This window comes from Pseudomonas sp. RIT-PI-r, assembly GCF_001297015.1.
In the GTDB taxonomy this organism is placed as follows: Bacteria; Pseudomonadota; Gammaproteobacteria; order Pseudomonadales; family Pseudomonadaceae; genus Aquipseudomonas.
The window spans coordinates 225,995-240,024 of record NZ_LIGE01000047.1 but is presented as its reverse complement, the minus strand read 5'-3'; the positions used below and the strand labels follow the sequence as shown (position 1 = coordinate 240,024).

The following is a 14,030-nucleotide window of genomic DNA, read 5'->3' as shown; positions in this document are numbered from 1 at the left end:
ATGCGCTTCAACCTTTCCGAATGGGCGCTGCGTAATCGCCAGATCGTACTGTTCCTGATGCTTTTGCTGGCCATCGTCGGTGCGTTGTCCTACACCAAACTCGGCCAGAGCGAAGACCCGCCGTTTACTTTCAAAGCCATGGTCATCCAGACCCGCTGGCCGGGAGCGACCGCGCAGGAAGTCTCGCGTCAGGTCACCGAACGCATCGAAAAGAAACTGATGGAAACCGGCGAGGACGAGCGCATCGTGTCGTTCTCGCGCCCCGGTGAATCGCAAGTCACGTTCATTGCCCGCGACTCGATGCACTCCAAGCAAATCCCCGACCTCTGGTACCAGGTGCGCAAGAAGGTCAGTGATATTCGCCAGACCTTGCCGCCGGACATTCAGGGGCCGTTTTTCAACGATGAATTCGGCACCACGTTCGGCAATATCTATGCGCTGACCGGCGACGGTTTCGATTACGCGGTGCTCAAGGATTACGCCGATCGCATCCAGATCCAGCTGCAACGGGTCAAGGATGTCGGCAAGGTCGACTTGCTCGGTTTGCAGGACGAGAAGATCTGGGTCGAACTGTCCAACGTCAAACTGGCGACCCTCGGCTTGCCGCTGGCGGCGGTGCAACAGGCGCTGCAAGAGCAGAACGCGGTGTCGACCGCCGGGTTCTTCGAAACCGGCAGTGAGCGCTTGCAGCTACGGGTCTCGGGGAATTTTCAGACGGTCGACGAGATAAAAAACTTCCCGATCCGCGTCGGTGATCGTACGTTTCGGATCTCCGATGTCGCCGATGTGCGTCGCGGTTTCAACGATCCTCCGGCGCCGCGCATGCGCTTCATGGGCGAAGACGCGATTGGGCTGGCGGTGGCGATGAAGGATGGCGGCGACATTCTGGTGCTGGGTAAGGCACTGGAAGGCGAGTTCTCGCGCATCCAGAAAAACCTTCCGGCCGGTATGCAATTGCGCAAGGTTTCCGATCAACCGGCAGCGGTGAAAACCGGGGTTGGCGAGTTTGTTCAGGTACTGGTCGAAGCGCTGGCGATTGTCTTGCTGGTGAGCTTCTTCTCCCTCGGCGTGCGCACCGGCATGGTGGTGGCGCTGACCATTCCGTTGGTGCTGGCGATGACCTTCGCCTGCATGTATTACCTGGGCATCGGCCTGCACAAAATCTCCCTTGGCGCGTTGGTGCTGGCGCTGGGTTTGCTGGTGGACGACGCGATCATTGCCGTGGAAATGATGGCGATCAAAATGGAGCAGGGCTTCGACCGCATCCGTGCGGCGAGTTATGCCTGGACCAGCACCGCGTTCCCGATGCTCACCGGCACATTGATCACCGCCGCCGGCTTTTTGCCGATTGCCATGGCGCAGTCCGGTACTGGCGAGTACACACGCTCGATCTTCCAGGTGGTGACCATCGCGTTGCTCGCGTCATGGGTCGCGGCGGTGGTGTTTGTGCCGTATCTGGGGGAAAAACTCCTGCCGGATCTGGCGAAAATTCATGCGGCCAAACATGGCACGGGTGACGGTCAGCCGGATCCGTATGGCACGCCGTTTTATCAGCGCGTTCGGCGCTTGGTGGAGTGGTGCGTCGCGCATCGCAAGACCGTGATCGTGCTGACAGTCGGGCTGTTTATTGCCTCGGTGATGTTGTTCCGCTTCGTCCCGCAGCAATTCTTCCCGGCCTCAAATCGACTGGAGTTGATGGTCGATCTGAAACTGGCCGAAGGCGCTTCACTGGCCAATACCGCCGGTGAAGTCAAACGGCTGGAGGCGATGCTCAAAGATCACGCTGGCATCGACAATTACGTGGCTTACGTCGGCACCGGATCACCGCGTTTCTATCTGCCGCTGGATCAGCAACTGCCGGCGGCGAGCTTCGCGCAGTTTGTGGTGTTGGCGAAGACCATCGAAGAGCGTGAGGCGCTGCGCACTTGGTTGATCGAGACGCTTAACGAGCAATTTCCGGCGCTGCGTTCGCGGGTCACGCGCCTGGAAAACGGCCCGCCGGTTGGCTATCCGGTGCAGTTTCGCGTGACGGGGGAGCACATCGAAGAAGTTCGTGCGCTGGCGCGTAAAGTCGCGGCCAAGGTTCGCGAGAATCCGCATGTGGTCAATGTGCATCTGGATTGGGAAGAGCCGAGCAAGGTGGTGTACCTGAACATCGATCAGGATCGTGCCCGGGCGTTGGGTGTGAGCACGGCGAATCTGGCGAAATTTCTGCAGAGTTCGTTGACCGGTTCGAGTGTCAGCCAGTATCGCGAAGACAACGAATTGATCGAGATTCTGCTGCGCGGCACGGTTCATGAACGCACTGAATTGTCGTTGCTGCCGAGTCTGGCGGTGCCGACGGACAACGGCCGCAGTGTGGCGCTGTCGCAGATTGCCACGCTGGAATATGGCTTTGAGGAAGGGATTATCTGGCATCGCAATCGCTTGCCGAACGTGACCGTACGTGCCGATATTTATGGCAAGGAGCAGCCGGCGACGCTGGTGAAGCAGATCATGCCGACGCTGGATTCGATTCGCGCCGAGTTGCCCGATGGTTATCTGTTGGATGTCGGTGGCACGGTGGAGGATTCCGAGCGGGGGCAGAAGTCGGTGAATGCCGGGGTGCCGATGTTCATTGTCGTGGTGCTGACGTTGCTGATGGTGCAGTTGCGCAGTTTTTCACGCACGGCGATGGTGTTTTTGACGGCGCCGTTGGGGTTGATCGGGGTGGTACTGTTTTTGATGGTGTTTCGTCAGCCGTTCGGCTTTGTGGCGATGTTGGGGACGATTGCGTTGTCGGGGATGATCATGCGCAATTCGGTGATTCTGGTGGATCAGATCGAGCAGGATATTGCTTCCGGGCTTAAGCCTTGGCAGGCGATTATCGAGGCTACGGTTCGACGCTTCAGGCCGATTGTGTTGACGGCGCTGGCGGCGGTGCTGGCGATGATTCCGTTGTCGCGCAGTGTGTTTTTTGGGCCGATGGCGGTGGCGATCATGGGTGGGTTGATTGTTGCGACTGCGCTGACGTTGTTGTTTTTGCCGGCGTTGTATGCGGCTTGGTTCCGGGTTCGCCGGGAGGTTTGATCTGCGTTTGACGTGGCGGCCTTCGGGCCGACCATGTTCTTGGGGTTTTGGGTGAATATCCGTTTCTGCGGGTGGGGCGGCTGGCGGTTTCGCCCTTACGGCGACTCACTTTTCCAGGCGCCGAAAAGTAAGCAAAAGGCTGGGCCCCGGCGTTCGGCCCGCTCGCTGGGGCTCGGGGTTCCTTCGTTCCGGGATTGATCCGGGGGGGCATCGCCTACGGTTTGCTTCGCTGCACCTCCTCTCGATGTGTTTGGCTGCGCCAAACGGTCGCTGCGCTCCCACCCCCGGATCAACCCCTCCACTCAGCCTACCGATGGGGCCGGCATGGCAAGATCAAAAGCTTTACTCGAGCTTGCGCTCATTGTTGAGTGGTGCGGCTACGCCGCGGGTTTGGTGGAGGAGGTGACGAAGGCTGCGATCTTTTGATCTTCAACGCTCGACAGCAAAGACAAGATCAAAAGATCGCAGCCTGCGGCAGCCCCTACACGGGACGTTACAACGTGCCGAAGACTTTCTTCGCCAGACTCGTCGCCGCAGCGGCCGGGTTCTTGCGGATGGTTTCTTCTTGTTTGCCGATCATTTCGAACAAGCCATTCAGCGCTTGTTCGGTCACGTAGTTTTCGACATTCGCGCTTTTCGCATCAACAACGCCAAACGCAGCGGCCTGACCAGCAAATGAGTTGTACTTCTGCGCCACGCCGACTTTGTCGGTCGCCTGTTTGACGATCGGCAGGAACTTGGCGCGGATCTGTTCGCGGCTGGATTTGTCGAGGTATTGCGTGGCCGAATCCGTACCGCCGCTGAGGATGCCTTTGGCGTCGGCGACGCTCATTTTTTTCACGGCGTCGACGAGGATTGGCTGGGCTTGGGTCACTGCACTTTCTGCCGCTTTGTTCATCGCGGTTTCGAGTTCTTCAACCTGGGCGCCCATGCCGAAGGCTTTCATCTTGCTCGCGGCTTTGCCGAGTTTGCCCGGCAGTTCGATTTTCACGTCGGGGTTGTTGCTGAAGCCGCCCGGGGTGCCCAGTTGTTTGACGGCGATTTGCGCGCCTTGGGTCAGGGCATCCTTGAGGCCGCCGGTGGCGTCTTGTTGGGACAGGTCGCTGAGTGACAGGGCCAGAGCGTTGGCGCTGATCATCAGGCCGGCGCACAGGCCGGCGAAGCGAAGGGTAGGGCGGAGCATGGCGGCTTCCTTGTTGCAGAAAGTGGTGGCGGACAATGAATCAACGAATCGCGTCGACGCGGATTTTCAGCGGCTGCGGGTCGTTGCCGTCGAGTTGCACGGGGTGGTTTTCGGTAGTGATGAACATCAGCTCACCGTTGACTTCGATACGCGCGCTGACCGAATAACGGTGGCCGGGTTTGACCTGCGCCGGATCGTAGCTCAAATGGAACGGCAGTGGCACCTGGCCTTTGATCGGGCCTTTCTGCTCGTCGAGCACGACCGCCGGGGCGTCGGCGAGGGAAACGTCTTGCAGGCTCACGCTCAGGGTCGCGCTCGGTGGCAGGGCGATGCGTTGCAGGTAGAACACTTCGCCATCGAGGCTGGCCTTGCCGGCGGGGGTGGTCGATTGGCAGGCGCTCAACAGCGTGGCGGCGGCGAGAAGGGTGAGTTTTTTCATCGGAACCTCTAATACTTTTGCGCCGGAAGAATCCCGGCGCCGAAGAGAAATCTAGCGGATTTTGCCATCAACGTCAGTGAACAAACGTAATGGTTTCTCCAGCCACTGCGAGAGCCACTGCGATAGCCGCGAACTCAACGAGGGCGAAACCGGCGCAAGTTCGACATGCCACGGCGTGACCAGAATGGATTGGTGGTAGCGATTTTCAGTGCCGCTTAGTGCATAGCGTTTGCCAGGGATAACACTCGCCGGATCGTATTGCAGATAAAACGAAGTGGCGGCTCGTTCATCGTGAGTGACCCGCGCAAGTTGTGTGTCGGGACGATCCACATCGTGCAGGCTTATCGTCACGGCTTCATGTTCAGCAACGACACTGGGCTCCTGAACTTCTACATACAGAAAGCCGATCGGGCTCAAGTGCAGCGTCTGCCGGTGCGGAGCTTTGTTGACGACAACGAAGTAGTCCAGCGCCACGAGCAAAGGCTGTTGCTCATGGAACATCTGAACGTTGATCTGATACTTCACGCCGACATCGCTGTAGTGATGCGGGAAAGAAAATTTCCAGTCGACATCGAAGACTGAAGAGTGCCGCCAGTCTTTGATGTTGATCGGAGAAGTGGAGTTAACCACTTTGACGCTGACCACCGTTTCATTCTCACCGCCCACAGGAGCGCGGAAGTTTGGGGGCAAACGGAAGTCGACGGTGACGATGGGAGTTTGTTCGTGCAGCGGGCTCATCTCGATATCCTTATCGCGATTTTTAAAGTGAGCCTATTTATTCACGAATCAACTAACGGGAGAACCCGGCGGGCTCTCCGTTAGTTATCGGCACGTTTCAGCCTTCGGCAGTTACCGCTGTTTCTGCAGCATCTTCACTGCGATGCAGAGCCACCTGACGGATCGACAAACGAATCTCCGCCGGTAACACACGTTTGGCCGCACCTTCGGCGAGTTCGCCGAGCAGCTCGTGATAACTCAGTTTGCCGGCCTCGTCGCGACGCAGCACGTCGAGGTCGAGCAGGGTCTGGATGAAGTGGCGGAACAGGCTCTTGTCGAAGAACTCCGGGGCGTTGAGGCCATGGAGGATCGACAGGCGCTGGGCCATGACCGTGCAGAGGTCTTCCAGCTCTTCGGCGCTGATGCTGTTCTGGCCGCTGTTGAGCAGCAAGGACACGGTCATGTAGAAGCGCTGCAAGGTCTGCGCGATGCTCTTCGACAGCAGTGTCAGCAGGACGAAATGCCGCGAACTGGGTGCCGGACGCAGGTACACATCCTTCTCGAAACGCAGCAGGCCTTGCTCGACGAACGCTTCCAGCCATTGATCGACCACACCGTCCAGTTCGTCCAGCGTCCAGCGAATGAACAGCTCCGACTGCAAGTACGGATACAGCGCGCGGGTGTAACGCAGGATCTGTTCGCGGCTCATGCGCGACGCACTCTGGAAGAAACTCGCTAACAGCGCCGGCAGGGCGAAGATGTGCAACACGTTGTTGCGGTAGTAAGTCATCAGGACGGCGTTCTGCTCGTCCAGATAGAGAATCTTGCCCAGCGCATCGTTTTGCTCGGCGAGCAGATCCATGTCCTTCACATGCTCGATCAACGCGCGGCCGTCGCCTTCCGGCAGCGTAGTGTGTGGCGAGTACGGAACCTTGCGCAGTAGCGCCAGATACAGATCGAGCACCCGGGCCATCGCCCGATCATCCAGCGCCAGACGCGTGGTCGACAGCAGTGCCAGCGCCACCAGGTTGACCGGGTTGATCGCCGCCGCTTCGTTCAAATGCTGCGCGACTTTCTCACCGAGGCGATTGGTGGTTTCGTTGAGCCACGCCGGTTTGTACTGCGGGCCGAGATCCTGCTGGCGCCAGTCCGGTTGTTCGGCGTCGAGGAATTCCGCCAGTTTGATCGGCTCACCGAAGTTGACGGCGACCTGACCGAAACGCTGCTTGAGCGCGCCGATGACTTTGAAAATGTCGAAGATCGACTCTTTCTTCTTGCTCGCCCCGCGCAGTTCGCCGAGGTAGGTGCGACCTTCCAGTACGCGTTCATAGCCGATGTACACCGGCACAAACACGATCGGCATCCGCGACGAACGCAGGAAGCTGCGCATCGTAATCGCGAGCATGCCGGTTTTCGGTTGCAGCATGCGTCCGGTGCGTGAGCGGCCGCCTTCTACGAAGTACTCGACCGGGAAACCTTTGGTGAACAGCGTGTGCAGGTACTCGTTGAACACCGAGGTGTACAGCGGATTGCCCTTGAATGTGCGGCGCATGAAGAACGCACCGCCGCGACGGAGCAGGCTGCCGATCACCGGCATGTTCAGGTTGATCCCGGCGGCGATGTGCGGCGGGGTCAGGCCGTTGCGGAACAGCAAATACGAGAGCAGCAGGTAGTCGATGTGGCTGCGGTGGCACGGCACGTAGATCACTTCGTGACCCTGAGCGACTTTCTGCACACCTTCGATGTGGTTGACCTTGATACCGTCGTAGATCTTGTTCCAGAACCAGCTCAGCACCACTTCGAGGAAGCGGATCGCGGTGTAGGTGTAGTCCGAGGCGATCTCGTTGCCGTAGCGCAGGGCCTGGGCCTTGGCTTTTTCCGCGGAGATGTTTTCGCGCTCGGCTTCGTCGAGGATCGCTTGCTTGACCAGCGGCTGGTTGAGCAGGCCTTTGACCAGGTTGCGACGGTGGGAAATGTCCGGGCCGATGACCGCTGCTTTCAGATTGCGGAAATGCACGCGCAGGATCCGCTGGGCCATGCGCACGGTGCGTTCGTGGCCCTTGTTGTGCTCGATCAGTTCGCGCAGGTGAATCGGCGCGGAGAACTGCACGCGGGTTTTGCGCCCGAGGACGATGATGCTCAGCAGCCGACGCAGGCGCCCGGTAACGGCCCAGCTGTCAGCAAACAGCAGTTTCCACGGACTGTTTTCGCTGTCCGGTGACTGACCCCAGAACACGCTGACCGGGATAATTTGCGCATCTTCAGCAGCGTTCTGCGTGAGGGCGCTGACCAGTCGGGTCAAGGTCGGCGGCGCACCGCGTTTGTCCTGACGGCCGAGCCAGTCCGGATCCGGTGTCAGGTAGAAAAACGCCGCCGGTTCAATCAGCGGCCCCACCGACACCGGCAGCACCGGACGCGGCAGGCCGGCCTTGGTGCACTCGGTGTCGAGCACCGCCAGATCGGTCAGCGAAGGGTTTTGCAGGACGTAGAACACCGGACGACTGCGGTCGAGGTTGAGGGTGAACGACGACTGGTTGATCGTCTCCGAGCGAACCCAGAGGTACAACAGTCGGCGCAGGGTGCCAAACACAAGACGGCGGAACGGGGAACGGGTCATACGGCTTCTGCATGAGTGGATAAAACCGAGCGGTTGCTCGGGTGGGCGATAGTGTGCCGGATTACTCGAAAATCGGCAAAAAAGCGGCGAAGTAATCTCCTGTTGAGACTTTTCGCACCTGTCATATACTCGGCGGTCTGTCGCCGGGGCCCTTTTATGGACGTCGGACGCAGGCTGACGTTCCTCTAAGGCTTTCCTGCGAAAAGCCCGTTCAATAATAAAAAAGGAGTATGAACAGATGGCAACACGTGAAACCGGCAACGTGAAGTGGTTCAACGACGCCAAAGGCTACGGCTTTATCCAGCGCGAAGACGGGGTGGACGTGTTCGTGCACTACCGCGCGATTCGCGGCGAAGGGCATCGGTCGCTGGCTGAAGGTCAGCAGGTCGAGTACGCGGTGATTACTGGCGAGAAGGGTTTGCAGGCGGAGGATGTTGTAGGCCTGTAATGATCGTTCCCACGCTCTGCGTGGGAATGCCTCAACGGACGCTCCGCGTTCGCTTTGGGACGCAGAGCGTCCCGGACTGCATTCCCACGCGGAGCGTGGGAACGATCAAAGATCGCAGCCTTCGGACGATCTTTTGCTTTTAAGCGGTTTTCCAGGTGATTTCTTCTTCACCGTCTGCGCTGATGCGCATCCAGCGATCCGCCGTCTCTTCACCTTCTTCCTCGACCCACGTCCCCGGCGCGCAGCGCACTTCGACGTTCAGCGCAGCAAATGCGGCGCGGGCGCAGGCGATGTCGTCGTCCCATGGCGTCTGGTCGCTTTCCAGGTACAGGCTGTTCCACTTGCCCACAGCTTTCGGCAGCCAGGTCACCGGCACGTTGCCGGCCTTGCACTTGTAAGTCTGGCCTTTCTGTACCCAGTCGCTGCACGGGCCTAATGCGGCGCCCAGCCAGGCCGAAATGGCCTTGTGGTCGACGTCGGCGTCTTTCAGGTAAATCTCGATATCCGGTTGGCGCATGGATGTCCTCACTGCGGGTCTGAAAAATCCATTCGCGGATTTAGCCGGCCCCGGGCATTTGCCCGAGACCAAAAGTTTATTGAAGAACGAAATAATCGTAGCGCATCGACACGGTGGTCTCGAACGGCTCGGCCTGTTCGATCACCGCCGCGCGACGCTCGGCACTGGCGCGCCAGCCGTGGGGCGTCATCGCCAACAGGTTGGCGCGATCCTCGGGCTTGTCCAGCGTCAGTTTGAATTCCAGGGTTTCACTGTGCGCCAGTGCCATGCCTTGCGGCACCAGGGCCAGATGCTTGTCGTCGGTGTACTCGCGCACTTCGTCATACAGGCGTTCGCGCAGTTCCATCAGATGGCCGCTGGTCGGGCCGACTTTCATCAGACCGCCGCCGACACTGAGCAAGCGCTTGGCCTCTTCCCAATCCAAAGGACTGAAAACGCTGGCGAGAAACTGGCAACTGCCCGACGCCAACGGCACACGGGCCATGCTGGCGATCAACCAGCTAATCGCCGGGTTGCGTTTGCAGGCGCGTTTGACCGCTTCGCGGGAGATATCCAGCGCGTAGCCATCAGCGTTCGGCAGGGCCTCGGCGATCTGCGCGGTGTAATAACCCTCGCCACAACCGATGTCGACCCAGCGATCCGGCGCGTAGCTCGCCGCCAGTTCGGCCAGTCGCTTGGCCACCGGCGCGTAATGCCCGGCGTTCAAGAAGTCGCGACGCGCCTCGACCATGGCCTGATTATCGCCTGGGTCGCGGCTGTTCTTGTGCTGCACCGGCAGCAGGTTCAGGTAACCCTGGCGCGCACGGTCGAAGCGGTGGCCGGCGGGGCAGACCACGCCGTTGTCCACCGCATTAAGCGGTTCACTGCAAATGGGGCAAGCAAGCATCAGGCGAGCAACTTGATCAGGGTCTGGTAGTAGATCTCGGTCAACACGTCGAGATCCGCTGCCAATACACGCTCGTTGACCTGGTGGATGGTCGCGTTGACCGGGCCCAGTTCAACCACCTGTGTGCCCATGGTCGCGATGAAACGACCATCGGACGTGCCGCCGCTGGTGGAGGCTTTGGTCTCGCGACCGGTGATGTCCTTGATGCTCGCCGACACCGCGTCGAGCAGTGCGCCCGGTTCGGTGAGGAACGGCAGGCCGGACAGGGCCCAGTCGATGTGCCAGTCCAGATCGTGTTTGTCGAGAATATCGGCAACACGTTTCTGCAGGCCTTCAACGGTCGATTCGGTGGAGAAACGGAAGTTGAACACCGCCACCAGATCGCCGGGAATCACGTTGGTCGCGCCGGTGCCGGAGTTGACGTTGGAAATCTGGAAACTGGTCGGCGGAAAGAAATCGTTGCCGTGATCCCAATGCTCGGCGGCCAGTTCGGCCAGCGCCGGAGCGGCGAGGTGGATCGGGTTCTTCGCCAGATGCGGGTAAGCGACGTGACCCTGAATACCTTTGACGGTGAGCTTGGCGCCCAGCGAGCCGCGACGACCGTTTTTGACCACGTCGCCAACCAGCGTGGTGCTCGACGGTTCGCCGACGATGCACCAGTCCAGACGCTCGTTGCGCGCGGCCAGACGCTCGACTACGGCTTTGGTGCCGTGGTGCGCCGGGCCTTCTTCGTCGCTGGTAATCAGGAACGCGACCTTGCCTTTGTGGTTCGGATAGTCGGCGACAAAGCGCTCGGCGGCAACGGTCATCGACGCCAGGCTGCCTTTCATGTCTGCCGCGCCACGGCCGCAGAGCATGCCGTGTTCATCGATCACGGCGTTGAACGGGTCGATCTGCCACGCGGTGACCGGGCCGGTCGGCACCACGTCGGTGTGGCCGGCGAAGCACAGCACCGGGCCGTCGTTGGTGCCGTGGGTCGCCCAGAAGTTATCCACATCTTCGATGCGCATCGGCTCGAGATTGAAACCGGCATCGCCCAGGCGCTGCATCATCTGCTTCTGGCAATCGGCGTCGACCGGCGTCACGGACGGACGGCGGATCAGGTCGATGGCGAGTTGGAGGGTCGGCGAAAGGTCGGCGTGGGCCGTCATGGAAAACTCCGAAGATCATGAATGTGGGCGCGGACTAACTGTAGGAGTGAGCCTGCTCGCGATAGCGGTGTGTCAGTCAACGTAACTATTGATTGTTACACCGCTATCGCGAGCAGGCTCACTCCTACAGGAATTGGGTTCGGCCAATGAGCCGAACGCCGCCAAGCCCCGCAAAATGGCGGTTATCTTAAAGCAAAACGGCGACCATTGGCCGCCGTTTAGTGCATCGATGAGGATTTAGACGACCGGCGCCGGCTCAGGCGCGGCGGCCGGTTTCGGCAACGACGACAGGAACGCCATGATCAGCGCCGCCAGATACGGCAGCGACTGCACCAGCAACATCACTACCCAGAAACGCATGTCGTTGCTCGGCATGCCGTTGACCAGGTAGATCCCCAGCGCCGCGCCCCACAACAGCAGCATGATGAACAACTCTTCCCGCGCTTCGGAAATCGCCACCCAGAAACCATGGTTGTCGGCGTTTTTCGGCGTGCGGAAGAACGGAATGCTGGTGGTGAAGAAGCCGTACAGCACCGCTTTGGCGATGGTGTGCGACAACGCCAGTCCGGCCAGTGCCGCGCAGAAGGCATCTTTCAGGTTCACGCCAACGGCGCGACGGTAGAGGAAGATGATCTTGCCGACCTTGAACACGAACAGCGCCAGCGGTGGGATTGCGAAAATCAGCAGCGGCGGATCGACCCGTTGCGGCACGATAATCATCGCCGCCGACCATAACAGCGCGCCGACGGTGAAGAAGATGTTCATGCCGTCCGCGACCCACGGCAACCAGCCCGCGAGGAAGTGGTAACGCTGGCCGCGCGTCAGCTCGGTGTCCTTGCCGCGCAGCAGGCTGCCGGTGTGACGTTTGATGATCTGGATCGCGCCGTAGGCCCAGCGGAAACGCTGCTTCTTGAAGTCGATAAAGGTATCCGGCATCAGACCCTTGCCGTAGCTGTCGTGGTAATACGCCGCCGACAGGCCTTTTTCGAACACGCGCAAACCGAGTTCGGCGTCTTCACAGATGCACCAGTCAGCCCAGCCCAATTCTTCCAGCACCGAGCGACGGGTCATGGTCATGGTGCCGTGCTGGATGATCGCGTCACGGTCGTTACGAGTGACCATGCCGATGTGGAAGAAGCCTTTGTATTCGGCGTAGCAGAGCTTCTTGAAGGTGCTCTCGTTCTGGTCGCGATAATCCTGCGGCGACTGCACCACCGCGATTTTCGGGTCGGCGAAGTGCGGCACCATGTGCTTGAGCCAGTTCGGGTGCACGCAGTAATCGGAGTCGATCACGGCGATCACTTCGGCGTCTTTGGCGGTGTGTGGAATCAGGTAGTTCAGCGCGCCGCCCTTGAAACCGGCCAGGGGCGAGACGTGGAAGAACTTGAAGCGCGGGCCGAGGGTTTCGCAGTAGTCGCGCACCGGTTCCCACACCGCCGGGTCCTTGGTGTTGTTGTCGATGATCAAGACTTCGTAGTCCGGATAATCCAGCGCGGCGAGGGCGTCGAGGGTCTGTTTGACCATCTCCGGCGGCTCGTTGTAGCAAGGCACATGAATCGACACTTTCGGGCGATAGCTGGAGTCGCCCTCGACCGGCAGGAATTCGCGCCGGCGCTTGTGAATCCACACCGCTTCGGCCAGTTCATGCGCTTCGGTCAGCAACACGATAAACACCCCGAGCGCGCCGAGCGCCAAGAGGAACCCGACGGTCAGACTGAACCACGTGCTGTATTGCAGGCTGTAGTCGTAACCGATCCACACCAGCACCGAGCCGCAAAGGAACGCGATAAAGGTCAGGAAGATCCGCCCACGCTGGCGCAGGGCCGAGCCGTCGATCATCAGCAAGGTCAGCGACAACAGCGCCAATACCACCGAACCGATGGCCAGCACGCGCCATTGCGGAATCGCAACCACCGGGCCTTCGAAGTTGAATTTCTGCTGGCGGGCGGCGTTGAACACGCCCCAGTACGCGCCGACCGAACCTTCGTCGCTGGCTTTCCACGGCTGGTCAAACGCTTCGATCACGAAGTAGTTGAAGCCCTGACGGTTGAGCTTGTTGACCAGGGTGCGCAGATAGATCGCCTGATCCGCCGGCGACGCATCGGCGCCACCGCGCATGCGCCCGTTGCTCGGCCAGCCGACCTCGGAGAGCAGCCGCGGTTTTTTCGGGAACCGCTTTTTCAGGTCGCGGGCGCGGTCAAAAACGAACTGGCCAGCCTTGTCGACCGGAATGAATTCCCAGTACGGCAGAACGTGCGCGGCGATCAGGTCAACGTGCTTGGCCAGCTCCGGGTGTTCTTCCCAGACGTGCCATTGCTCGGAGGTGGTCACCGGCACTTTCACCGCCGCGCGCACGCGATCTAGCAGCACGCTCAGCTCTTGCGCGGTGATTTCCTTGCGGAAGATCGCTTCGTTACCGACCACCACGCGAACCACGCTGCGCGAAGTGTTAGCCAGTTCGATGGCGCGGGTGATTTCCCGTTCGTTGCGTTCCTGATCGGGGCTGATCCAGATCCCCAGCGTTACGCGCAGGCCGAACTCTTCAGCCAGTTTCGGGATGTCTTGCAGCGAACCGTCGACCGAGTAGATGCGGATGTTGTCCGTCAGCTTGCTCATGATCTCCAGGTCGCGGCGCATTTCTTCGTCAGACGGATACTGATCCTTCTGCGGATATTGTCCTTGCTGGAACGGCGAATAGGAGAAACCGGAGATCTGCTCCGGCCAGTTCGGCGCGGAAACCGGGCGATTGATCAGCGCCCAGAAACCGGTGAACAGGGCAGCGATTGCCAGAACCACCACCAGGTTGAGTCCAAATTTACGCGATGACATAGCTATTTCGGGTTCCAAAGGCTGTGGAACGAAGGATCGGTCGGCTAGACGCCCGAGGGGCGCGCATCCTACACCGGCAGTTCGCAAGTCGTACATCAGACAGGGAAATGCCCGACATTGGGCAGCCGACTTTGACTTAAGTTCTTACACTTGTAGCTGATGTTTAGAACTTGT

The 14,030-nt window shown here is 59.9% G+C and carries 10 protein-coding genes; 2 read left to right on the top strand and 8 right to left on the bottom strand.

Annotated features, from left to right (window positions below):
- Positions 1-3,069 carry an efflux RND transporter permease subunit gene (locus AK821_RS28450; RefSeq protein ID WP_064393208.1) on the top strand — a complete coding sequence of 1,023 codons (3,069 nt, stop codon included), beginning with the start codon at positions 1-3 and terminating at the stop codon, positions 3,067-3,069.
- A gap of 493 nt (positions 3,070-3,562) precedes the next feature.
- Here the strand turns inward: AK821_RS28450 and AK821_RS28445 are convergent, their stop codons facing one another.
- The 4 genes from AK821_RS28445 to plsB all read right to left on the bottom strand — a co-directional run bounded on the left by AK821_RS28445 (position 3,563) and on the right by plsB (position 8,025).
- Entirely contained in the window at positions 3,563-4,252 is a 690-nt protein-coding gene (locus AK821_RS28445) for a DUF4197 domain-containing protein (protein WP_064393207.1), read from the bottom strand.
- Between the two features lie 40 nt (positions 4,253-4,292).
- Positions 4,293-4,691 (bottom strand): YbaY family lipoprotein, encoded by a 399-nt coding sequence (locus tag AK821_RS28440; protein WP_064393206.1) that lies wholly within the window; start codon positions 4,689-4,691, stop codon positions 4,293-4,295.
- Positions 4,692-4,742: 51 nt separating this feature from the next.
- A complete protein-coding gene (locus tag AK821_RS28435; protein WP_064393205.1) occupies positions 4,743-5,429 on the bottom strand; it encodes a hypothetical protein in 687 nt (228 codons plus the stop codon).
- A gap of 97 nt (positions 5,430-5,526) precedes the next feature.
- Positions 5,527-8,025 (bottom strand): glycerol-3-phosphate 1-O-acyltransferase PlsB, encoded by a 2,499-nt coding sequence (gene plsB, locus AK821_RS28430; protein WP_064393204.1) that lies wholly within the window; start codon positions 8,023-8,025, stop codon positions 5,527-5,529.
- A gap of 238 nt (positions 8,026-8,263) precedes the next feature.
- Here plsB and AK821_RS28425 point away from each other — a divergent pair, with 238 nt between their 5' ends.
- Positions 8,264-8,473 (top strand): cold-shock protein, encoded by a 210-nt coding sequence (locus tag AK821_RS28425; protein WP_053117589.1) that lies wholly within the window; start codon positions 8,264-8,266, stop codon positions 8,471-8,473.
- 139 nt (positions 8,474-8,612) lie between these two features.
- Here the strand turns inward: AK821_RS28425 and AK821_RS28420 are convergent, their stop codons facing one another.
- The 4 genes from AK821_RS28420 to AK821_RS28405 form a co-directional block, all read right to left on the bottom strand.
- Positions 8,613-8,990, bottom strand: coding sequence for a hypothetical protein (locus tag AK821_RS28420; protein ID WP_007908869.1), 378 nt, complete (start codon positions 8,988-8,990; stop codon positions 8,613-8,615).
- Between the two features lie 76 nt (positions 8,991-9,066).
- Positions 9,067-9,876 (bottom strand): putative RNA methyltransferase, encoded by an 810-nt coding sequence (locus AK821_RS28415; protein ID WP_064393203.1) that lies wholly within the window; start codon positions 9,874-9,876, stop codon positions 9,067-9,069.
- Positions 9,876-11,027, bottom strand: a complete 1,152-nt coding sequence (gene dapE, locus AK821_RS28410; RefSeq protein ID WP_064393202.1) for a succinyl-diaminopimelate desuccinylase — start codon at positions 11,025-11,027, stop codon at positions 9,876-9,878. The genes AK821_RS28415 and dapE overlap by 1 nt, the downstream gene beginning before the upstream one ends.
- Positions 11,028-11,264: 237 nt before the next feature.
- The gene (locus tag AK821_RS28405) at positions 11,265-13,856 is read right to left on the bottom strand and encodes a glycosyltransferase (RefSeq protein WP_064393201.1); all 2,592 of its coding nucleotides are present in this window, start codon (positions 13,854-13,856) and stop codon (positions 11,265-11,267) included.
- Positions 13,857-14,030: the final 174 nt, after the last annotated feature.